This window comes from Streptomyces sp. NBC_01092, assembly GCF_045039535.1.
GTDB lineage: Bacteria > Actinomycetota > Actinomycetes > Streptomycetales > Streptomycetaceae > Streptomyces.
Genome location: NZ_CP108659.1, coordinates 8,372,647 through 8,397,232, shown reverse-complemented (window position 1 = coordinate 8,397,232; position 24,586 = coordinate 8,372,647). Strand labels below are relative to the sequence as shown.

Below are 24,586 nucleotides of genomic sequence, written 5' to 3'. Positions count from 1 at the left end.
GCCGTGATCACGCGTTGGGTGTTCGCAAACCCGCCCTCCTTAGAGTCGAACAGGGGTCCAGCAGAGCCGTCCGGGCTCCGAATACGTGGACCGAAGTCTTTGACCAATGCGCCACGCAGCAGGGAAAGGGCAGCTGAAAGTGACGACGAGCGAGCACGACATCCATGGAGAAACCGCCGGGCGGCGCGGTGCGAGCGGCAGCCGGGCCGAGCCGATCGCCGTCGTGGGCATGTCGTGCCGACTCCCCGGGGCCGGCGGTCCGGCCGCGTTCTGGGACATGCTCACGCGTGGCCAGAGCGCGATCACCGCTGTGCCGGAGGGACGTTGGGGTCCGGACGGCGGCTCACTCGGCGCCGGCCGGGGCGGGTTCCTGGAGGCCGTCGCCGACTTCGACGCCCCGTTCTTCGGCATCTCCCCGCGCGAGGCGGTGGCGATGGACCCGCAGCAGCGGTTGGTGCTGGAGCTGACCTGGGAGGCGCTGGAGGACGCCGGGGTCGTCCCGGCCACCCTGCGCGGCAGCAGGACCGCCGTCATCGTCGGCACCCTGCGCGACGACTACACCAGCCTGCTGTACCAGCACGGTGCCGAGGCCGTCACGCAGCACACCATGACGGGCGTCAACCGGGGTGTGATCGCGGGCCGCGTCTCGTACCACCTGGGTCTGCACGGCCCGAGCATGATCGTGGACTCCGCCCAGTCCTCCTCCCTGGTCGCCGTCCACCTGGCCTGCGAGAGCATGCGCGCCGGTGAGTCGGACAGCGCCCTCGTCGCCGGCGTCAATCTGAACCTGCTCGCCGAGAACGTCGTCACCGAGTCCCGCTTCGGAGCGCTGTCGCCCGACGGGACCACCTACACCTTCGACGCCCGGGCCAACGGGTTCGTGCCCGGCGAGGGCGGCGGCGCGGTCTTCCTGAAGCCACTGAGCCGGGCGCAGGCCGACGGGGACCGCGTCTACGGCGTCATCCTCTCCAGCGCAGTCAACAACGACGGCGCCACGGACGGGCTCACCGTGCCCAGCGCGCAGGCGCAGGAGGCCGTGCTGCGCGAGGCGTACGAGCGCGCCGCGGTCACCCCGGACGAGGTGCAGTACGTCGAACTGCACGGCACCGGCACGCCGGTCGGCGACCCGCTGGAGGCCGCCGCGCTCGGCGCCGCGCTCGGCACCGGACGCGCGGACCGGGGCCCGCTGAACGTCGGCTCGGTGAAGACCAACATCGGCCACCTCGAAGGCGCCGCGGGCATCGCCGGTCTCATCAAGACGCTGCTGAGCCTGCACCACCGGCAGCTCCCGGCCAGCCTGAACTTCGAGACGCCGAACCCGCGGATCGACCTGGACGCGCTGGGCCTGGCCGTACAGCGTGAGCTGACGGGGTGGCCCGACGAGGACCGCCGTCTGGTCGCGGGCGTCAGTTCCTTCGGCATGGGCGGCACCAACGCCCACGTCGTGCTCGGCGAAGCACCGGCGGCACCCACCGACGGGACGCCCGCGCAGGCTCCCGCCCTGACGCCGTGGGTCGTCACCGGCCACGACGAGGACGCCCTGCGCGCCCAGGCCGCCACGCTGCGCTCCTTCCTCGCGGACCACCCCGGGCGGCCGGCTCAGGACGTCGGACGGGCGCTCGCCACCACGCGGTCCTTCCTGGGCCACCGGGCGGTCGTCGTCGCGGACGACCGCGAGGCGCTGCTCGCCGGTCTGGACGCGGTCGCCGACGGGCTCCCCGCCGCCTCCGTCGTCTCCGGCACAGTACGGCCGGGCGGTCCGGCGTTCCTCTTCACCGGTCAGGGCGCCCAGCGCACCGGCATGGGCCAGGAGTTGTACGACACCTTCCCCGCCTACGCCGCCGCCTTCGACGAGGTCGCCGACCATCTCGACCCGCTGCTCGGGCGCCCGCTCGCCGAGATCGTCGCGGACGACGAGGCGCTGCACCAGACGGGCGCCACCCAGCCGGCGCTGTTCGCGGTCGAGGTCGCCCTGTTCCGTCTCCTGCAGAGCTGGGGGCTGCGTCCCGACCGGCTCGCCGGCCACTCCATAGGCGAGCTGGCCGCCGCCCACGTCGCGGGTGTGCTCTCCCTCGCCGACGCCGCGAAGCTGGTCGCCGCCCGCGCCCGGCTGATGCAGGCGCTGCCCACCGGCGGCGCGATGATCGCCGTACAGGCCACCGAGGCGGAGGTGCTGCCGCTGCTCGTGGGGCGCGAGGACGTGCTCGCCGTCGCCGCGGTCAACGGGGCGAACGCCCTGGTGCTGTCGGGTGACGCGGACGCGGCCACCGAGGTCGCGGACGCGCTGCGGGCCGCCGGGCACCGGACGAAGCGCCTGACCGTCTCGCACGCCTTCCACTCCCCGCACATGGACGCGATGCTGGAGGAGTTCCGCGCGGTCGCGGCCTCCCTCGACTACGCCGAGCCGGTGCTCACGGTGGTGTCCACCGTCACCGGCGAGCCCGTCACCGCCGGTCAGTTCTCCTCGCCCGACTACTGGGTGGAGCAGGTCCGCCGCCCGGTGCGTTTCCTGGACGCCGTCCGCGCCCTGGAAAGCGCCGGCGTGAGCACCTTCCTGGAGCTGGGCCCCGAGGGTGTGCTGTCCGCGCTGACCGAGGAATGCGTCGTGGACGCCGAGGCGGTCGCCGCCGTACCGCTGCTGCGCGCCGGCCGGTCCGAGGCGCAGACCGCGCTGACCGCGCTGGCCACCGCGTTCGCCCGCGGCGCCGAGATCGACTGGACGGCGCTGTACGGCGACCGGCCCGCGCGCCACGTCGAGCTGCCCACGTACGCCTTCCAGCGCACCCGCTTCTGGCTGGACGCCGCGCGCAGGGCGGCCGTGCCGCTGCCGGGGCCCGCCGCCGAGGCCGCGCCCGACGCCACGGTGACCCCGCGCGGTGAGCTGGGCCGCCGCTTGGCCGCGCTCGGCGAGGCGGAACGCGAAAGCGCCGTCGACGACTTGCTCCACGCCCATGTCGCGGCGGTCCTGGAGTACGAGCCGGGACGGCGGGTGCCTGAGCACACCCCGTTCCGGGAGCTGGGCTTCAGCTCCCTGATGGCCACCGAACTGCGCGCCGCGCTCGCCCGGGCCACCGGCCTGAAGCTCCCCGCGGGCCTGCTCTTCGACCACCCGAGCCCGCGCGAACTCGCCGGGTTCCTCAAGTCCGAACTGCTCGGCGCGACCGCCCAGTTCGAGGTGGCGGCCGCCCCGTTCGCCGAGGGCGAGGCCATCGCCATCGTCGGTATGGCCTGCCGGTTCCCGGGCGGGGTGAGCTCGCCGGAGGACCTGTGGCGCCTGGTCGCCGCGGGCGAGGACGCCATCGGCGAGTTCCCGTCGGACCGCGGCTGGCCGCAGGACCTGTACGACCCCGATCCCGACCGGCCCGGCCACAGCGCGGTGCGCCACGGCGGATTCCTGTACGACGCGGGCGGGTTCGACGCCGCGTTCTTCGGGATCTCGCCCCGCGAGGCCCTGGCGATGGACCCGCAGCAGCGCCTGCTCCTGGAGACCGCATGGGAGAGCGTCGAGCGCGCGGGCATCGACCCCACCCGGCTGCGCGGCACCCGCACCGGTGTCTTTGTCGGCGCGACCGGCCTGGAGTACGGGCCGCGCATGGACGACGCCCCCGAGGCGGTCCAGGGCAGCGTGCTGACCGGCACCACCGCGAGCGTGATGTCCGGCCGGATCGCCTACCAGCTCGGTCTGGTGGGCCCGGCCATCACGGTCGACACGGCCTGCTCCTCGTCGCTGGTAGCCCTGCACCAGGCCGTCCGCTCCCTGCGTGCGGGCGAGACCGACCTCGCGCTCGCGGGCGGCGTGACCGTCATGTCCTCGCCGGGCATGTTCGTCGAGTTCTCCCGCCAGCGCGGTCTGGCACCCGACGGCCGCTGCAAGCCGTTCTCCGACGACGCGGACGGCACCGGCTGGGCCGAGGGCGTCGGCCTGCTCCTGGTGGAGCGGCTGTCCGACGCATTGCGGGGCGGGCATCAGGTCCTCGGTGTGATCCGCGGCTCCGCCGTCAACCAGGACGGCGCCAGCAACGGCCTGACGGCGCCCAACGGCCCGTCGCAGCAGCGCGTCATCCGGCAGGCGCTGGCCGACTCCGGGCTGAGCGCGGCGGACGTGGACGCCGTCGAGGCACACGGCACCGGCACCCGCCTCGGTGACCCCATCGAGGCGGAGGCCCTCCAGGCCGCCTACGGCTCGGGACGCGACGCCGACCGTCCCCTGCACCTCGGTTCGCTGAAGTCCAACATCGGTCACGCGCAGGCGGCGGCCGGTGTCGGCGGCATCATCAAGATGGTCCAGGCGATGCGGCACGGTGTGCTGCCCAGGACGCTGCACGCGGACCGGCCGAGCAGCCATGTCGACTGGTCCGAGGGCACCGTCGCGCTGCTGACCGAGGCCCGCGACTGGCCCGAGACCGAGGGACGGCCACGCCGGGCGGGCGTCTCCTCCTTCGGCATCAGCGGCACCAACGCCCACGTCATAGTCGAGGAGGCCCCGCAGGCCGCGGCCGCGCCCACCGACGCCTCATCCGGTCCGGACGGAGTCATTCCGGCCGGCGCCGCGCCATTCGTGCTCTCGGCCCGCGACCGGGGCGCGCTCCGCGCGCAGGCCGCGCGGCTTGCCGGGTACGCGACGAACACCGAGGCCGCACCCGCGGACCTGGGTTTCTCGCTGGCGACGACCCGCGCCGCCTTCGAGCACCGCGCCGTCGTTCTCGCTTCCGGCACCGAGGACCTGATCCAGGGCCTGAACGCCCTTGCCGAGGGGACCGACTCGGCGCACGTGATCACCGGCGAGGCGGCGACAGGACGCCGTACCGCGTTCCTGTTCACCGGCCAGGGCGCCCAGCGCATCGGCATGGGCCGCGAACTGTACGCATCCCACCCCGTGTTCGCCGACGCCCTCGACGAGGTCTTCACGGCCTTCGACGGACTGCTCGACGTGCCCCTGCGCGACGTCCTGTTCGCGGACGAAGCCGACGCCGCACTGATCGACCGGACCCAGTACACCCAACCCGCCCTGTTCGCAGTCGAGGTGGCCCTCTCCCACCTGCTGGCGCACCACGGCACGCGGCCCGACCTGCTCGCGGGTCACTCGATCGGCGAGCTGGCGGCCGCCCACATCGCCGGGGTCTTCTCCCTCGAAGACGCAGCGAAGCTGGTCGCGGCCCGCGGGCGGCTCATGCAGTCCGCGCCCTCCGGCGGCGCCATGATCGCCATCGAAGGCACCGAGGACGAGATCACCGCCTCCCTCGCCGGACACGAGACGTCCGTGTCCATCGCCGCCATCAACGCCACCACCTCAGTCGTCATCTCCGGCGACACCGACCAAGTCGAAGAGATCGCCCAGCAGTGGAAGACGGCAGGCCGCCGCACTCACCGCCTCACCGTCTCCCACGCCTTCCACTCCTCCCACATGGACAGCATCCTCGACGCCTTCCAGGAGACCGCGGCCACGGTCACCTACCACCCACCCCGCATCCCCCTCATCTCCACCCTCACCGGCCAACCCGCCACCACCGAACAACTCACCTCACCCCACTACTGGACCCAACAGATCCGCGGCACCGTCCGCTTCACCGACGCCCTCCAACGACTCACAGAGCAGGGCGCCGGCGTCCTCATCGAGATCGGCCCCGACGCCGTACTCACCGCCCTCGCCCGACGCACCCTGGAGGACGAACCGTCGGTCACCGCCGTGCCGTTGCTGCGCGCCGGGCACCCCGAGGCGCAGACCTTCGCCGCCGGAGTGGCCGCAGCGTACGCGCAGGGCGCTCCTCTCGACGTCGCGTCCTTCTTCCCTGGCGCCCGCCGCACCGACCTGCCGGTCTACGCCTTCCAGCACACCCACCTGTGGCTCAACGCCGCCCCGCGCACCGACGCCCGCAGCCTCGGCCTCGACCCCGCCGGGCATCCGCTGCTGAGCACGGCGGTGGAGTTCGCCGAGCGGGCGGACGCGCTGTTCACCAGCCGTATCTCGCGCTCCGGGCAGCCGTGGCTGGCCGACCACACCATCGCCGGTACGGTCATCGCGCCGGGCACGCTGTTCCTCGAACTCGCGGTCGCGGCGGGCGAGTACGTCGGCGTCCCGCAGGTGGCGGAGCTGATGATGGAGGCGCCGCTGCCGCTGCCGGAGCGGGACGCCGTCCGCGTGCAGGTGGCGGTGGGCGCCCCGGACGCGGACGGACACCGGCAGTTCACCCTGCACGCCCGCCCGGACGGCGACGACCACGCCCCGGCGTGGACCCGGCACGCCACGGGCGTCCTGGCCCCCGCGGCCGCCGTGCCGCCCGTGGACGACGATCTCGCCGTGTGGCCCCCGGCCGGTGCCGAGGAGGACGTCCTGGACGGCGTCCACGACCGGCTGGCCGCTCTGGGATACACGTACGGTCCCGCGTTCCAGGGCCTTCGCGGCGTCTGGCGCCGCGGTGACGAGGTCTTCGCGGAGGTGCGCCTGCCCGAGACGCAGGCCGAGTCCGCGGACACCTTCCGGCTGCATCCCGCGCTGCTCGACGCCGTGCTGCACCCGCTGGTCCTGGACGCGGGCGCCGACAGCGATCCGGCGGACATCCGGCTGCCGTTCAGCTGGAACGCCGTCGCCCTGCACGCCGTGGGCGCCTCGGAGGTCCGCGCGCGCATCTCACCCACCGGTTCCGGTCGGGCCGCCATCACCGTCGCCGACCCGACCGGCTCTCCCGTGGCCGCCCTGGAACTGGCCTTGCGCCCGGTGCCCAAGGACCGCCTCGCGGCGGCGACGACGGGCGAGGCCGAGGGCTCGCTGTTCACCGTGGAGTGGACGGAGCTGCCGCCGGCCGCGGCGGGCGCCGTCCCGACCTGGTCCGAGGCTCATGACTCGTTCGACTCCGTACCGGCGGACGACGTCGTGGTCGTGCGGGTGCCGGGCGACACGGACGGCGAGGGTGCCCCGGCGCCGGCCGCCCGGCGGGTGCTGCGCCTGGTGCGCGAGTGGCTGGCCGAGGAGCGGTTCGCCGGTTCCCGGCTGGCCGTGGTGACGCGGCGGGCCGTCGCGGCGCGCGCCGGCGACGACGTGGACCTCGCCGGCTCGTCGGTCTGGGGGCTGGTCCGCTCGGCCCAGTCCGAGCACCCGGACCGGATGCTGCTGATCGACGTCGACGACGCCGACTTCGGCGGCGCGGAGGACGCCGTGGCCGGGGCCCTGCTGTCCGCCGCGACAGCCGTCGACGAACCGCAGATCGCCGTGCGCGACGGCCGGCTGCTCGTGCCCCGGCTCGCCCGCGCCGCGCACGTCGGCGGGGCGCCCGAGCGCCGCCTCGACACCGACGGCACTGTCCTCATCACCGGTGGCACGGGCGGTCTCGGCGCGTTGTTCGCCCGCCATCTGGTGGCCGAGCACGGGGTACGCCACCTGCTGCTGGCCGGCCGCCGGGGCCTCGGCGCACCCGGCGCCGCCGAGCTGAGCGCGGAACTCGAAGGGCTCGGCGCGCAGGTGACGGTGGCCGCAGCCGACGTCGGCGACCGGGACGCCGTAGCGGATCTCATCGCCTCGGTCCCCGCAGCGCACCCGCTCACCGCGGTGGTGCACGCCGCCGGCGTTCTGGACGACGCGACCGTGCAGTCGCTGACGGAGGCACAGCTGGACGCCGTACTGCGGCCGAAGGCGGACGCCGCACGGCACCTGCACGAGCTGACCCGCGAGATGGACCTGACGGCCTTCGTGCTGTTCTCCTCGGTGTCCGGTCTCACCGGCACCGCGGGCCAGGCCAACTACGCGGCGGCCAACACCTTCCTGGACGGGCTCGCCCAGCACCGCTCCGCCCACGGCCTGCCCGCCACTTCGCTGGCGTGGGGACTGTGGGACGGCTCGGCCGGCATGGGCGCGACCCTCACCGAGGCGGACATCGCCCGCTGGGCGCGGCTCGGCATGACGCCCCTCACCCCGCGGCAGGGCCTGGCCCTGTTCGACCGGGCGCTGGCGGCCGGCGAGCCGCTGCTGGCGCCGGTGGCACTGGACACGGGCCGTGCGGCGGCCGGTGCCGGGCCGGTCCCGGCGCTCTACCGCGGCCTGGTGCGCACGCGCCCGCGCCGCGCCGCGCAGACCGGCCCGGCCGGCGGCGGGTCCGGCTGGGCGGGGCAGACCGCCCGGCTGCCCGAGGCCCGGCGCCGCGACGCGGTCCTGGCCCTGGTGCGTACGACGGTCGCCTCGGTGCTCGGTCACTCCGGTGCCGGCGCCGTGGACCCGGACCGCGCCTTCAAGGACATCGGCTTCGACTCCATGGCCGGCGTGGACCTGCGCAACCGGCTCTCGGCGGCCACCGGTCTGCGGCTGCCCAGCACGGCGGTCTTCGACCACCCGACTCCGGCGGCGCTCGCCGCCTACCTGCTGACCAAGGTGGCACCGGCCGAGGCATCGAAGACCGGCCCCGGCCGCGCCGCCGCGCGCGTCGACGAGCCGATCGCGATCGTGGGCATGGCGTGCCGCTATCCGGGCGGGGTGTCGTCTCCGGAGGACCTGTGGCAGCTCGTGGCGAGCGGCACGGACGCCATCAGCCAGTTCCCCTCCAACCGGGGCTGGGACCTGGAGAACCTCTACGACCCGGACCCCGACCACACCGGCACCTCCTACACCCGCCACGGCGGCTTCCTCCACGAAGCCGACCTCTTCGACCCCGAGTTCTTCGGCATGTCCCCGCGCGAAGCCACCGCCACCGACCCACAGCAGCGCCTCCTGCTGGAAACCGCATGGGAGGCGATGGAGAGCGCGGGCATCGACCCGGCCACCCTGCGCGGCAGCAATACGGGCGTGTTCACCGGCGCCATGTACGACGACTACGCGTCGCGTCTGGAAGCCACGCCGGAGGAGTTCGAGGGCTTCCTGCTCGCCGGCAACCTCTCCAGCGTGCTGTCCGGCCGCCTGTCGTACACGTACGGTCTGGAGGGCCCGGCGATCACGGTCGACACGGCCTGCTCGTCGTCGCTGGTCGCGATGCACATGGCCGCGAGCGCCCTGCGCAACGGCGAGTGCGATCTCGCCCTCGCCGGCGGCGTCACCGTCATGAACAGCCCGCACACGTTCGTGGAGTTCTCGCGGCAGCGCGGTCTGTCGGTGGACGGTCGCTGCAGGTCGTTCTCCGACGACGCGGACGGCACCGGCTGGTCCGAAGGTGTCGGACTGCTCCTCGTCGAGCGACTCTCGGACGCCCGCAAGAACGGCCACCGCATCCTCGCCGTCGTCCGCGGCACCGCCGTCAACCAAGACGGCGCCAGCAATGGACTCACCGCCCCGAACGGGCCGTCGCAGGAGCGGGTGATCCGTGCCGCCCTGGCGAACGCCGGGCTCGACGCCGCCGACGTGGACGCAGTCGAGGCGCACGGCACCGGTACGCGCCTCGGCGACCCCATCGAGGCACAGGCACTCCTCGCCACCTACGGCCAGGACCGCCCCGCCGACACCCCCCTTCACCTCGGCTCCCTGAAGTCCAACATCGGCCACTCACAAGCCGCGGCCGGCGTCGGCGGCGTCATCAAGATGATCGAGGCCATGCGCCACGGCGTCCTGCCCAAGAGCCTCCACGCCGACAACCCGTCGAGCCACATCGACTGGGAGACAGGGGCGTTGTCCCTGCTGACCGAGGCCCGGGAGTGGCCCGAGACCGAGGGACGGCCACGCCGGGCGGGCGTCTCGTCCTTCGGCATCAGCGGCACCAACGCCCACGTCCTGATCGAGGAACCACCGGCCTCGCCCGAGCCCGCCGCCCGGCCGGACGCCCCCTCCGGCGCGCTGCCGTGGATCGTCACCGGCAAGGACGAGAAGGCGGTGCGCGACCAGGCCGAACGGCTCCACCGGTTCGTCGAGTCGAGGCCGGACCTGGCGGCGGCCGACGTCGCCTACTCGCTGGCCACCGGTCGGGCGCTGCTCGACCAGGGCGCCGTCGTCCTGGGCGAGAGCCGTGCGGACCTGCTCAAGAATCTGGCCGCGCTGGCCGGTTCGGCCGACGGCGAGAAGGTCGCTTCGGTCGTCGGCACCCCCACCGCACGGACCGGCAGGATCGCCTTCCTGCTCACCGGCCAGGGCGCGCAGCGGCTCGGCATGGGGCGCGAACTGTACGAGAGCAGCGCCGTGTTCCGTGCGGCGCTGGACGAGGTGTGTGCGCACCTGGACCCGCTGCTGGTGCGTCCCGTCAAGTGGGTGCTGTTCGCACCGGAAAGCTCCGCCGACGCCGCGCTGATCGACCAGACGGCGTTCACCCAGGCCGCGCTGTTCGCGGTCGAGGTCGCCCTGTTCCGGCTCTTCGCCCACTACGGAGTACGTCCGGACTATCTGCTCGGCCACTCCCTCGGCGAGGTCACCGCGGCGCACGTGGCCGGGGTCCTCGACCTCGCCGAGGCATGCGTCCTGGTCGCCGAGCGCGGACGCCTCATGCAGGCGGCCCGCGAGGGCGGCGCGATGGCGTCGATCCAGGCCGCGGAGGACGACGTACGCGAGTCCCTGCTCCCTTACGGCGAGCGGCGCGTGGCCGTCGCGGGCGTCAACGGGCCGCGCGCCACGGTGATCTCCGGTGACGAGGACGCCGTCGAGGAGATCATGGAGTTCTGGCGGGCGCAGGGCACGCCGGTGAAGCGGCTGGCCGTCTCGCACGCCTTCCACTCCCCGCACATGGAGGAGATCCTCGACGAGTTCCGGGACATCGTGTCGGAGCTGCACCTCAAGGCTCCCGCGATCCCCATCGTCTCGAACGTCACCGGTGTCCTCGCCACCGACGAGGAACTCACCTCCGCCGACTACTGGGTCCGGCACATCCGCGGCACCGTCCGGTTCCACGACGGGGTGCGGTACCTGGAGTCCGAGGGCGTCTCCGACTTCCTGGAGCTGGGGCCGGACGGGGTGCTGACGGCGCTCGCCGGGGCCTGCCTGTCGGAGCCGGCCGGCGTTCTCGTGCCGGCGCTGCGGCGCGGCCGGTCCGAGGGGGAGACCGTCGCGGCGTCGCTGGCCCTGCTGCGGCTGCGCGGTGCCAACCCCGACTGGACCAGGGTCTTTCCCGGTGCCCGCGGCGTCGAGCTGCCGACGTACGCCTTCCAGCACGAGCGGTACTGGCTGGACGGCCCCGACACCCCGCTCGACGCGACGGGCCTCGGACTGAGTCCGGCCCTGCACCCGCTGCTCGGCGCGGCGGTGGGCCTGGCCGACCGGGACTCCCATGTGTTCACCGGGTCGGTGTCGCTGCGCACGCACGGCTGGCTGGCCGAGCACGCCGTCAACGGCACCGTCCTGATGCCGGGTACGGCCCTCGTCGAGCTGGCCGTGCGCGCCGGTGAGGAGGTCGGCGCCGGCCTGCTCGCCGAACTCCTGCTGTCCGCTCCGCTGGTGTTGCCGGAGCGTGGTGGTGTGCAGCTTCAGGTGGTCGTCGCAGAGCCCGAGGACGGCGGCCGTCGCACGGTCGAGGTCTACTCCCGGCCCGAGCAGGCCCTGCAGGCCCTACAGGCCGGTGAGGCAGCGTGGACGCTGAACGCGCGGGGCACGCTCGCCCCTGCCGAGGCGGCAGACGGTGAATCGCTGACCGTGTGGCCTCCTGCCGGTGCGCAGGAAGTGTCCCTGGACGGCGCCTACGAGCGCCTGGACAAGCTCGGCTTCGCCTACGGACCGGCATTCCGCGGCCTGAAGCGGGCCTGGCTGGGTGACGGTGAGATGTTCGCCGAGGTCGTGCTGCCCGACGGCCCGAACGCCGACGCCGGACGCTATCTGCTCCACCCCGCTCTGCTCGACGCCGCCCTGCACACCCTGCTGCCCGGAGTGGTGACCGAGGCGGGTCAGCCCCGGCTTCCGTTCGCCTGGTCGGGGGTCACGGTCCACGCGGTGGGCGCGGGCGCGCTGCGCGTCCGGCTCACGGTCGCCGATCAGGGGGCTGAGACGCTGGAGGCCTCGCTGACGGTGGCGGATGCGGGGGGTGCGCCGGTCGCGACGGTGGAGTCCCTCTCACTGCGTCCGCTGTCGAAGGACGCCCTCCGCGCCGCCACCGCCACCGCCGACGGCCTCTACGCCGTCCAGTGGAAACCCATTCCCACACCCGTACCGGATGCCCATGCCGGCGGTGCGAGCGAGGTCCTGGACATCGTCTCCGGCGACCGCACCCCACGCGAAGTCACCCGCGACACCCTCCACGCCGTCCAGCAATTCCTCACCGACGACACCAAACAGGACACCACCCTGATCGTCGTCACCCACGGCGCCATAGCCGTCGGCAACGAAGACATCACCGACCTCTCCGCCGCCCCCGTCACCGGACTCATCCGCACCGCCCAAACCGAAAACCCCGGCCGCATCATCCTCACCGACACCCCCCACACGGTCGTCGACCCCGCCACCCTCCTCGCCACCCGCGAACCCCAACTCGCCCTCCGCAACAACACACTCCACACCCCCCACCTCACCCCCCACACCCCCACCACGGAGACTGCTCAGCCGCGCTGGGACCAAGGCACCACCCTCATCACCGGCGCCACCGGCACCCTCGGCACCCTCCTCGCCCGCCACCTCGTCACCCACCACAACGCCAAACACCTCCTCCTCATCTCACGCAGCGGCACCCAAGCACCCGGCGCCACCCAACTCACCACCGAACTCACCCAACTCGGCGCCAACATCACCATCGCCGCCTGCGACGTCACCAACAAAAAAGCCCTCGCCCACCTCCTCGACACCATCCCCACCGAACACCCCCTCACCGCCGTCATCCACACCGCCGGCGTCCTCGACGACACCATCACCACCGACCTCACCCCCCAACAACTCGACACCGTCCTCAAACCCAAAATCGACGCCGCCCACCACCTCCACGAACTCACCCAACACCTCCCCCTCACCGCCTTCGTCCTCTACTCCTCCATCGCCGGACTCATCGGCAACGCCGGCCAAGCCAACTACGCCGCCGCCAACACCTACCTCGACGCCCTCGCCCACCACCGCACCGCACACAACCTCCCCGCCACCTCCCTCGCCTGGGGCCTCTGGCAACAAACCAGCACCATCAGCAGCGAACTCCACGACACCGACCTCCACCGCATCAAACGCCTCGGCCTCCTCCCCCTCACCACCCCCCAAGCCCTCACCCTCTTCGACACCGCCACCCACACCACCACCCCCCTCCTCGCCGCCACCCACCTCAACCCCACAACCCTGCGAGACGCGGGCGACTCCGTATCACCGCTGCTACGGGGCCTCGCCCCGCCCGCCCGTCGCCGCTCGGCGGCCTCGGCGTCCGGCCAGAACACCGGCCCCTCGCTGGCGCAGCGCCTCGGGGAACTGTCCGAAGCAGAGCGGGCGCAGGCGCTGATCGATCTCGTCCGCGCCCAAGTCGCCGCCGTCCTCGGCCACTCCGACCCCACCACCATCGGCGCCGAACGCGCCTTCCAAGACCTCGGATTCGACTCCCTCACCGCCGTCGAACTCCGCAACCAGCTCAACAACACCACCGGCCTACGACTCCCCACCACCCTCGTCTTCGACCACCCCAACCCCACCGCCCTCGCGCTGTATCTGCGGGAGCAGATCAAAGTGGAGAAGGTGTCGCTGGCCGACACGGTCGTCAAGGAGCTGGGCCGTCTGAAGGCGGTCATCAGGTCGGCCGCCGCCGATCCGGCCGGTTACGAGAGTCTCGCCGAGCAGTTGCGAGAACTGCTGGTCGTGGCGGACGAGGCGAGCGGCAGGACGCCGGACGACGCGGAGCCGGACGACAGCGATCTGGACGCCGCGAGCGACGCGGAGCTGTTCGCGCTGATCGACGAACTGGACTGAGCTGCGGAACTCGCCTCCCCGGAGCCGCCGAAGGGCCCGCTCCGGGGAGGCGAACGGGCGCGCGGCGCCGCGTCGACACCACCAACTTTTCTCACCGTACGAGCTTTTCTTCACCGTACGAGCCACATCATTTCGGGGAGCTGACAGCAGTGGCGAACGAGCAGGAACTCCGTGACTACCTCAAGAAGGCGATCGCCGACGCACGCGATGCGCGCAGGCGTTTGCGTGAGGTGGAGGACAAGGCGCAGGAGCCGATCGCGATCGTGGGCATGGCGTGCCGCTATCCGGGCGGGGTGTCGTCTCCGGAGGACCTGTGGCAGCTCGTGGCGAGCGGCACGGACGCCATCAGCCAGTTCCCGTCCAACCGGGGCTGGGACCTGGAGAACCTGTACGACTCCGACCCGGACCACACGGGGACCTCGTACACCCGTGAGGGCGGATTCCTGCACGAGGCCGACCTGTTCGACCCCGAGTTCTTCGGCATGTCGCCGCGGGAGGCCACCGCGATCGACCCGCAGCAGCGCCTGCTGCTGGAGACCGCGTGGGAGGCATTGGAGAGCGCCGGTGTCGTCCCGGCCACGCTGCGCGGCAGCCGCACCGGTGTCTTCACCGGCGTGATGTACAACGACTACGGCTCTCGTCCCGACCTGCCCGCCGACGGCAACGAGGGCTATCTGTTCAGCGGTAGCGCGGGCAGTGTGGCGTCGGGCCGCATGTCGTACACCTTCGGGTTCGAGGGCCCGGCCGTCACGGTCGACACGGCCTGCTCGTCCTCGCTGGTCGCGATGCACATGGCCGCGAGCGCCCTGCGCAACGGCGAGTGCGATCTCGCCCTCGCCGGCGGTGCGGCGGTCATGTCGACGCCGACGGCGTTCATCGAGTTCTCCCGGCTGCGCGGTCTGTCGGTGGACGGTCGCTGCAGGTCGTTCTCCGACGACGCGGACGGCACCGGCTGGTCGGAGGGCGTCGGACTGCTGGTGGTGGAGCGGCTGTCGGACGCCGTAAGGAACGGCCACCGTGTGCTCGCGCTCGTCCGGGGCACCGCCGTCAACCAAGACGGCGCCAGCAACGGACTCACCGCCCCGAACGGACCCTCCCAGGAACGAGTGATCCGTGCCGCCCTGGCGGACGCCGGGCTCACCGTCAACGACGTGGACGCAGTCGAGGCGCACGGCACCGGTACGCGCCTCGGCGACCCCATCGAGGCACAGGCACTCCTCGCCACCTACGGCCAGGACCGTCCCGATGGTGCCCCGATCTACCTCGGCTCCCTCAAGTCCAACATCGGTCACGCGCAGGCGGCCGCGGGGGTCGGCGGCGTCATCAAGATGATCGAGGCCATGCGTCACGGCGTCCTGCCCAAGACCCTCCACGCCGACAACCCGTCGAGCCACATCGACTGGGACGCGGGCGCGGTGGAACTGCTGACCGAGGCCCGGGAGTGGCCCGAGACCGAGGGACGGCCACGCCGGGCGGGCGTCTCGTCCTTCGGTTTCGGGGGGACCAACGCCCACGTCCTGATCGAGGAACCACCGGTCGCAGAGGGGAACCTCGGGGAGAACGGTTCCGGGGCAGCTTCCGTCCCCGTCGTGCCGTGGGTCCTGTCCGGCAAGACCGAGCAGGCCGTCCGCGACCAGGCCAACCGACTACTGACCTACGTCGAACAGCACCCCGAGGTGCCCGCCACCGACATCGGCCACGCCCTCGCCACCGAACGCGCCGCCTTCGACCACCGCGCCGTCGTCACCGGCACCAGCACCGACGACCTACTCCTCGGACTCAACGCCCTCGCCGAGGGGACCGACTCGGCGAACGTGATCACCGGCGAGGCGGCGACAGGACGCCGTACCGCCTTCCTGTTCACCGGCCAGGGCGCCCAGCGCATCGGCATGGGCCGCGAACTGTACGCATCCCACCCCGTGTTCGCCGACGCCCTCGACGAGGTCTTCACGGCCTTCGACGGACTGCTCGACGTGCCCCTGCGCGACATCCTGTTCGCCCAGGAAACAGCAGCCGACGCCGCACTGATCGACCAGACCCAGTACACCCAACCCGCCCTGTTCGCGGTCGAGGTGGCCCTCTCCCGCCTGCTGCAAACCTGGGGCATCACCCCCGACTACGTCGCCGGCCACTCGATCGGTGAGCTGGCCGCCGCCCACATCGCCGGCGTCTTCTCCCTCGACGACGCAGCCAAACTCGTCGCAGCCCGCGCACGCCTCATGCAGTCCGCACCCCCCGGCGGCGCCATGGCCGCCGTGCAAGCCGACGAGGAGGAGGTCGCCAAAGCCATCGCCGCCGAGGACGGCGCAATCGCCATCGCCGCCCTGAACTCACCGACATCCACCGTCATCTCGGGCGACACCGACACCGTCGAGCGCCAGATCGCCCTGTGGCGTGAGCGCGGGCGCAGGGCAACCCGCCTCACCGTCTCCCACGCCTTCCACTCCCCCCACATGGACAGCATCCTCAACACCTTCCAGGAGACCGCCGCCACCCTCACCTACCACCCACCCCACATCCCCCTCATCTCCACCCTCACCGGCCAACCCGCCACCACCGAACAACTCACCTCACCCCACTACTGGACCCAACAGATCCGCGGCACCGTCCGCTTCACCGACACCCTCCAACGACTCACAGACCAAGGCGCCGGCGTCCTCATCGAAATCGGCCCCGACGCCACACTCACCGCCCTCACCCGACAAACCCTCAACCACACCACCGCCACCGCACTCCTGCGCCGGGACCACAACGAGACCGAAACCCTCATCACCGGCATCGCCCACGCCCACACCACCGGAACCAACGTCAACTGGACCGCCTACCTCGGCCCCCAACCCACCACCCCCATCACCCTCCCCACCTACGCCTTCCAACACCAGCGCTACTGGCTCGACGCCGTCGACGCCCCCGCCGACGCGGCGGGACTTGGCCTGCTGCCGGTCGAACACCCCATCCTGGGCGCTTCGTTGAGCGTGGCCAGCGGCGGAGAGCAACTGTTCACCAGCCGTGTCTCACTGCAGGCCCATTCCTGGCTCGCCGATCACGTGGTGCTCGGCGGCACACTGCTGCCCGGGACCGCGTTCATCGAGTTCGTCGCTCGTGCGGGCGAGCAGGTCGGCGCAGGGCGCGTCGAGAACCTGACCCTGTCCGCTCCGCTGGTGCTGCCGGAGCGTGGTGGTGTGCAGCTTCAGGTGGTCGTCGCGGAGCCGGAGGACGGCGGCCGTCGCACGGTCGAGGTCTACTCCCGGCCCGAGCAGGCCCTGCAGGGCGGTGAGGGAGCGTGGACGCTGAACGCGCGGGGCACCCTGGCCCCGGCCGAGGCGGTCGATGGTGAATCGCTGACCGTGTGGCCTCCGGCCGGTGCGCAGGAAGTGTCCCTGGACGGGGCCTACGAGCGCCTGGACAAGCTCGGCTACGCCTACGGACCGGCATTCCGCGGCCTGAAGCGGGCCTGGCACGGCGACGACGGTGACATGTTCGCCGAGGTCGTCCTGCCCGACGGCCCGAACGCCGACGCCGGACGCTATCTCCTCCACCCCGCCCTGCTCGACGCCGCCCTGCACACCCTGCTGCCCGGAGTCGTGGCCCCGGACCGCCAGGCCCTCGTGCCCTTCGGCTGGGAAGGTGTCACCGTCCATGCGGTGGGCGCGGACACGGTCCGCGTGCGCTTCTCCCTCGACACCCCGGACACGGTCGGGATAACGGTGGCGGATGCGTCGGGTGCACCGGTCGCGACCGTCGAGTCCCTCTCACTGCGTCCGCTGTCGAAGGACGCCCTGCACGCCGCCACAACCACCACCGACGGCCTCTACGCCGTCCAGTGGAAACCCATACCCACACCCACACCCGCACCGGATGCACCTGCCGGCGGTGCGAGCGAGGTCCTGGACATCGTCTCCGGCGACCGCACCCCACGCGAAGTCACCCGCGACACCCTCCACGCCGTCCAGGAATTCCTCACCGACGACTCGAAACAGGACACCACCCTGATCGTCGTCACCCACGGCGCCATAGCCGTCGGCAACGAAGACATCACCGACCTCTCCGCCGCCCCCGTCACCGGACTCATCCGCACCGCCCAAACCGAAAACCCCGGCCGCATCATCCTCACCGACACCCCCAACGACACAGTCGTCGACCCCGCCACCCTCCTCGCCACCCGCGAACCCCAACTCGCCCTCCGCAACAACACACTCCACACCCCCCACCTCACCCCCCACACCCCCACCACGGAGACTGCTCAGCCCCGCTGGGACCAAGGCACCACCCTCATCACCGGCGCCACCGGCACCCTCGGCACCCTCCTCGCCCGCCACCTCGTCACCCACCACAACGCCAAACACCTCCTCCTCATCTCACGCAGCGGCACCCAAGCACCCGGCGCCACCCAACTCACCACCGAACTCACCCAACTCGGCGCCAACATCACCATCGCCGCCTGCGACGTCACCAACAAAAAAGCCCTCGCCCACCTCCTCGACACCATCCCCACCGAACACCCCCTCACCGCCGTCATCCACACCGCCGGCGTCCTCGACGACACCATCACCACCGACCTCACCCCCCAACAACTCGACACCGTCCTCAAACCCAAAATCGACGCCGCCCACCACCTCCACGAACTCACCCAACACCTCCCCCTCACCGCCTTCGTCCTCTACTCCTCCATCGCCGGACTCATCGGCAACGCCGGCCAAGCCAACTACGCCGCCGCCAACACCTACCTCGACGCCCTCGCCCACCACCGCACCGCACACAACCTCCCCGCCACCTCCCTCGCCTGGGGCCTCTGGCAACAAACCAGCACCATCAGCAGCGAACTCCACGACACCGACCTCCACCGCATCAAACGCCTCGGCCTCCTCCCCCTCACCACCCCCCAAGCCCTCACCCTCTTCGACACCGCCACCCACACCACCACCCCCCTCCTCGCCGCCACCCACCTCAACCCCACAACCCTGCGGAACCAGCGCGAAACGCTCTCCCCGCTGCTGCGAGGGCTCGTGCCGGAGGGGCGGCGGCGTGCGAGCGGCGCGCGGGGAGGCACGGCCTCGTCGCCGGTGCGGCAGCTTGAGGGCCTGTCCCAGGACCGGCGGGCGCAGGCGCTGATCGATCTCGTCCGCGCCCAGGTCGCCACGGTCCTCGGCCATTCCGACCCCACCACCATCGGCGCCGAACGCGCCTTCCAAGACCTCGGATTCGACTCCCTCACCGCCGTCGAACTCCGCAACCAGCTCAACAACACCACCGGCCTACGACTCCCCACCACCCTCGTCTTCGACCACCCCAACCCCACCGCCCTCGCCGCCCATCTGGACGCCGAGCTGTTCGGCGAGGAGGGGGCGGCGACCGCGGCTGTCGTGACGGCGGACTCCGCGTCCCTGGAGCCGATCGCGATCGTGGGCATGGCGTGCCGCTATCCCGGCGGGGTCTCCTCCCCCGCGGACCTGTGGCAGCTCGTCGCCAACGGCACCGACGCCATCAGCCAGTTCCCCTCCAACCGAGGCTGGGACCTGGAGAACCTCTACGACCCGGACCCCGACCACACCGGCACCTCCTACACCCGCCACGGCGGCTTCCTCCACGAAGCCGACCTCTTCGACCCCGAGTTCTTCGGCATGTCCCCACGCGAAGCCACCGCCACCGACCCACAGCAGCGCCTCCTGCTGGAAACCGCATGGGAGGCGATGGAGAGCGCCGGTGTCGTCCCGGCCACCCTGCGGGGCAGCCGTACCGGTGTCTTCGCCGGGGTGATGTACCACGACTACGCCACCACCACCGGGTCCGTCCCGGAGGATCTGGAGGGCTATCTCGCCGCCGGCAGCGCAGGCAGTGTGGCATCGGGCCGTATGTCGTACACCTTCGGGTTCGAGGGTCCCGCCGTCACGGTCGACACGGCCTGCTCCTCGTCACTGGTCGCGCTCCACATGGCCGCGGGCGCCCTGCGCAACGGCGAGTGCGATCTCGCCCTCGCCGGCGGCGTCACCGTCATGGCCACACCAACCACCTTCGTGGAGTTCTCCCGTCAGCGCGGTCTGTCGGTGGACGGCCGTTGCAGGTCGTTCTCCGACGACGCGGACGGCACCGGCTGGTCCGAAGGCGTCGGACTGCTCCTCGTCGAACGGCTCTCGGACGCCCGCAAGAACGGCCACCGCGTCCTCGCCGTCGTCCGCGGCACCGCCGTCAACCAAGACGGCGCCAGCAACGGACTCACCGCCCCCAACGGCCCCTCCCAGGAACGAGTGATCCGCCAAGCCCTCGCCAACGCCGGGCTCACCGCCAACGACATCGACGCAGTCGAGGCGCACGGCACCGGCACGCGCCTCGGCGACCCCATCGAAGCCCAGGCACTCCTCGCCACCTACGGCCAGGACCGCCCTACCGACACCCCCCTCCACCTCGGCTCCCTCAAGTCCAACATCGGCCACACACAAGCCGCGGCCGGTGTCGGCGGCGTCATCAAGATGATCGAGGCCATGCACCACGGCGTCCTGCCCAAGACCCTCCACGCCGACAAGCCCTCCAGCCACATCGACTGGGACGCCGGCGCGGTGGAACTACTCACCGAGGCCCGCGACTGGCCCGAGAACGAAGGACGGCCACGCCGCGCGGGCGTCTCGTCCTTCGGCATCAGCGGCACCAACGCCCACGTCGTGATCGAGGAACCACCGGTCGCAGAGGGGAACCTCGGGGAGAACGGTTCCGGGGCGTCCCCTTCCGTCCCCGTCGTGCCGTGGATCCTGTCCGGCAGGACCGAGCAAGCCGTCCGCGACCAGGCCAACCGACTGCTGACCTACGTCGAACAGCACCCCGACCGCCCCCTCACCGACATCGGCCACGCCCTCGCCACCGAACGCGCCGCCTTCGACCACCGAGCCGTCGTCACCGGCACCAGCACCGACGACCTACTCCTCGGCCTGACCGCCCTCGCCGAGGGAACCAAGGCAGCCAATGTCGTCACCGGCGAGGCGGCGACAGGACGCCGTACCGCGTTCCTGTTCACCGGGCAGGGCGCCCAGCGCATCGGCATGGGCCAGACCCTCTACGACACCTTCCCCGCCTACGCCAAGGCCTTCGACCAAGTCACCGCCGCACTCGACCCATACCTCCCCCACCCCCTCCACGACGTCATCCGCCACGGAACCCACCTCGACGACACCCAATACACCCAACCCGCCCTCTTCGCCGTCGAAGTAGCCCTCACCCACCTCCTCCAGACCTGGGGCATCACCCCCGACTACGTCGCCGGCCACTCCATCGGCGAACTCACCGCCGCCCACATCGCCGGCGTCTTCTCCCTCGAAGACGCAGCGAAGCTCGTCGCAGCCCGCGCACGCCTCATGCAGTCCGCACCCCCCGGCGGCGCCATGATCGCCATCGAAGGCACCGAGGACGAGATCACCGCCTCCCTCACCGGACACGAAACAACCGTGTCCATCGCCGCCATCAACGCCACCACCTCAGTCGTCATCTCCGGCGACACCGACCAAGTCGAAGAGATCGCCCAGCAGTGGAAGACGGCAGGCCGCCGCACCCACCGCCTCACCGTCTCCCACGCCTTCCACTCCCCCCACATGAACGGCATCCTCAACACCTTCCAGGAGACCGCCGCCACCCTCACCTACCACCCACCCCACATCCCCCTCATCTCCACCCTCACCGGCCAACCCGCCACCACCGAACAACTCACCTCACCCCACTACTGGACCCAACAGATCCGCGGCACCATCCGCTTCACCGACGCCCTCCAACGACTCACAGAGCAGGGCGCCGGCGTCCTCATCGAGATCGGCCCCGACGCCACACTCACCGCCCTCACCCGACAAACCCTCAACCACACCACCGCCACCGCACTCCTGCGCCGGGACCACAACGAGACCGAAACCCTCATCACCGGCATCGCCCACGCCCACACCACCGGAACCAACGTCAACTGGACCGCCTACCTCGGCCCCCAACCCACCACCCCCATCACCCTCCCCACCTACGCCTTCCAACACCAGCGCTACTGGCTGGAGCGGAAGGTCTCCGGTAGGGCCCCGGGCGGACGGGACCAGCTCGGTCATCCGCTGCTTGACTCGAAGGTCGAACTCGCGGGCGGCGAAGGGGTGTTGTTCAGTGGGCGGGTCTCCGCGCAGGCGCATCCGTGGCTGGAGGCGTACGGCGTCCTGGACGCCCCGGTGCTGCCTGCCGCCGCGCTCGTGGACCTGGTCGTGCGCGCCGGTGACGAGCTGGGCGCCAACGCGCTGACGGCGTTCACGGTCCATGCCCCGCTCGTGCTGGCCCGGACCGTTTCCACCGAGATCCAGCTCGTGTTCGCCGGCGCCGACGCCGGTGAACCGGGAACGCACGCCTTCACGTTGTACGCGCGTCCCGCCGAGGCCGACGCGCCCTGGACGACGTACGCGGACGGCGTCTTGGCCACCGACACCGCACCGCACGCGCCCCCTGCCGACAGCGACGGCGGCGGCTCGGAGGTGGAGCTCGCCGAGGAGTTGCTGCCGGAGGCCGTGCGCTACGGGCTGCACCCGGCGCTGCTGGAGGCGGCGCTCCGTGCGGTCGAGCTCGCCGGTGCGGTCGCTCCGGCCGGCGCGGGTACGGTCGCCGTCCCGGCCGCATGGCAGGACGTGCGGCTGCACGCGAGCGGCGCCACGAGCGTGCGCGTCCAGTGGCAGCCGCTCGGCGAGCGGGCCGTCGCTGTCCGGCTCACGGACGCCGTGGGCGCGCCGGTCCTCACGATCGGCAGGGTGGCCTTCGACGACGTACCGGCCGAGCGGTTCGCCGCGGGCGGTGCGGCGGCGCTGCCGCTGTACCGCGAGGAGTGGGGCGCCGTCGGCCTGTCACCGGCCGAGGAGCCGTTGCGCTGGGCCGACCTGGGCGCGGGAGAGGCCACGGGAACCGGTTACGCGGTCCTCGCCGAGGCGGCGGAAGCCATCGCGGCGGGCGCTCCCGTGGACGCGCTGCGCGTGTGGGTCCGTGCCGGAGCGGACGCGGACGTGCTCGACGCGCTGCACACGCGCACCGGCGAAGTGCTCGCCCTGGTCCAGGAGTACCTGGCCGACGAGCGGCTCGCGGCGGTCCCCCTGGCGGTGGTCACCCACGGCACGGAGGCCGCCGGACCGGAGGGCTCCGGACCAGAGGGCTCCGGAGCGGTGGGCGCGGCCGTGCGGGGGCTGCTGCGGTCGGCGCAGGCCGAGGCTCCGGGCCGGATCTTCCTGTTCGACGTACCCGACGCACTCGACGTGCTCGACGAGTTCGACGGCGAGCGCGGGACGGGTGGCGAGCGCGACCCGGGTCGGCTCGACGCGCTGTTCTCGGCGGTGATCGCGGCCGGTGAGTCGCAGGCCGCCGTGTACGGGGGCGGGATCCGCCTGCCGCGCCTGCGGCGCGAGTCCTCCGAGACCTCCGGGGCCGCCGGGTCCGCGGGCACGGGCTGGGATGCCTCGGGCACCGTTCTGATCACCGGCGGCACGGGCGCGCTGGGCGCGCTGGTGGCCCGTCATCTGGTGGCCGAGCACGGCGTGCGGCATCTGCTGCTGCTCAGCCGCCGGGGACCCGCGGCGCCCGGCGCCGGGGATCTGGTCGCGGAACTCGCGGAGGCGGGTGCCACGGCCACCGTGGTGGCCGCGGACGCCGGGGACCGGGCGGCGCTCGCCGCGGCCTTGGAGTCCGTGCCGGCCGGGCACCCGCTGACCGCGGTCGTGCACGCGGCGGGCGTACTCGACAACGCGCTGATCGCCGATCTGACCCCGCGGAGCCTGGACGCGGTCCTCGCGTCGAAGGCGGACGCGGCCTGGCATCTGCACGAACTGACGAAGGACCTTCCGCTGTCGGCGTTCGTGCTGTTCTCGTCGACCGCCGGTGTGATGGGCGGGCCGGGTCAGGCCAACCACGCGGCGGCCGACGCGTTCGTCGACGCGCTGGCCGAGCTGCGCGGCGCGCTCGGCCTCCCGGCCACCGCGATCGGCTGGGGGCTGTGGGACGCCGACGACATCGGCGGGGGTGTCAACGCCGGTCTCGCCGACGCGAGTCGCAAGCGCTACCTCAAGGAAGGGTTCCGCTTCCTCGCCGCGCGGGACGGCCTGGCGCTGCTGGACGCGGCGCTCGCCGGCGGGCGGCCGAGGCTGGTGGCGGTGCCGCTCGACGTGGCCGCCATGCGGGCGGGCGGTCAGGTGCCGGAGCTGTTCCGGGACCTGGTCCGGGTGCCGGGCCGCCCGGGGGCCGCGAACGTGGCCGAGGCGGGCGCGGCCGACGGCGCGCAGACGCTCGGGACGCGACTCGCGGCGCTGTCCGGCGAGGAGCGTGAGCAGCTCGTGCTGGACCTGGTCCGCGAGGAGATCGCGGCGGTGCTCGGCCATGCGGGAGCCCATGAGGTCGGCGCCGAACGGGCCTTCCAGGACCTCGGCTTCGACTCGTTGACCGCGGTCGATCTGCGGAACCGGCTGATGGCCAGGACCGGTCTGCGGCTGCCGTCCACGCTGGTCTTCGACCACCCGAGCCCCAAGGAACTCGGCCTTCACCTGCTGGGCCGGATGGACCTGGGCGACGGGCCGGGGAACGCGTCGGCGCTCGACGCGCTGGAGCGCCTGGAGGCGACGCTGCTCGGATCCGGCGACCGGCGTGACGAGGAGGCGCGTTCCGCGGTGGCCTCCCGGCTTCAGGCGCTGCTGGCGCGGCTCACGGAAGAGGAGCCCGGGGACGACGGGGCGGCGGACATCGCCGACGCGATCGGATCGGCCTCGGCGGACGACCTCTTCGCCTTCATCGACAACCAGCTCGGCCGTTCCGCGAACTGACCTTCGGCGGGGGCCCGGGTGCGGGCCC

Annotated in this window: 1 protein-coding gene and 1 pseudogene; both read left to right on the top strand. The window is 72.3% G+C overall.

Annotation, left to right across the window (positions count from 1 at the left end; genetic code table 11):
* The first annotated feature begins 106 nt into the window (after positions 1 to 106).
* Positions 107 to 13,759, top strand: coding sequence for an SDR family NAD(P)-dependent oxidoreductase (locus OG254_RS37855; RefSeq protein ID WP_405591121.1), 13,653 nt, complete (start codon positions 107 to 109; stop codon positions 13,757 to 13,759).
* A 167-nt stretch (positions 13,760 to 13,926) separates the two neighbouring features.
* Positions 13,927 to 24,558, top strand: a pseudogene (locus OG254_RS37850) (SDR family NAD(P)-dependent oxidoreductase); the annotation flags it as partial.
* Between the last annotated feature and the right edge of the window lie 28 nt (positions 24,559 to 24,586).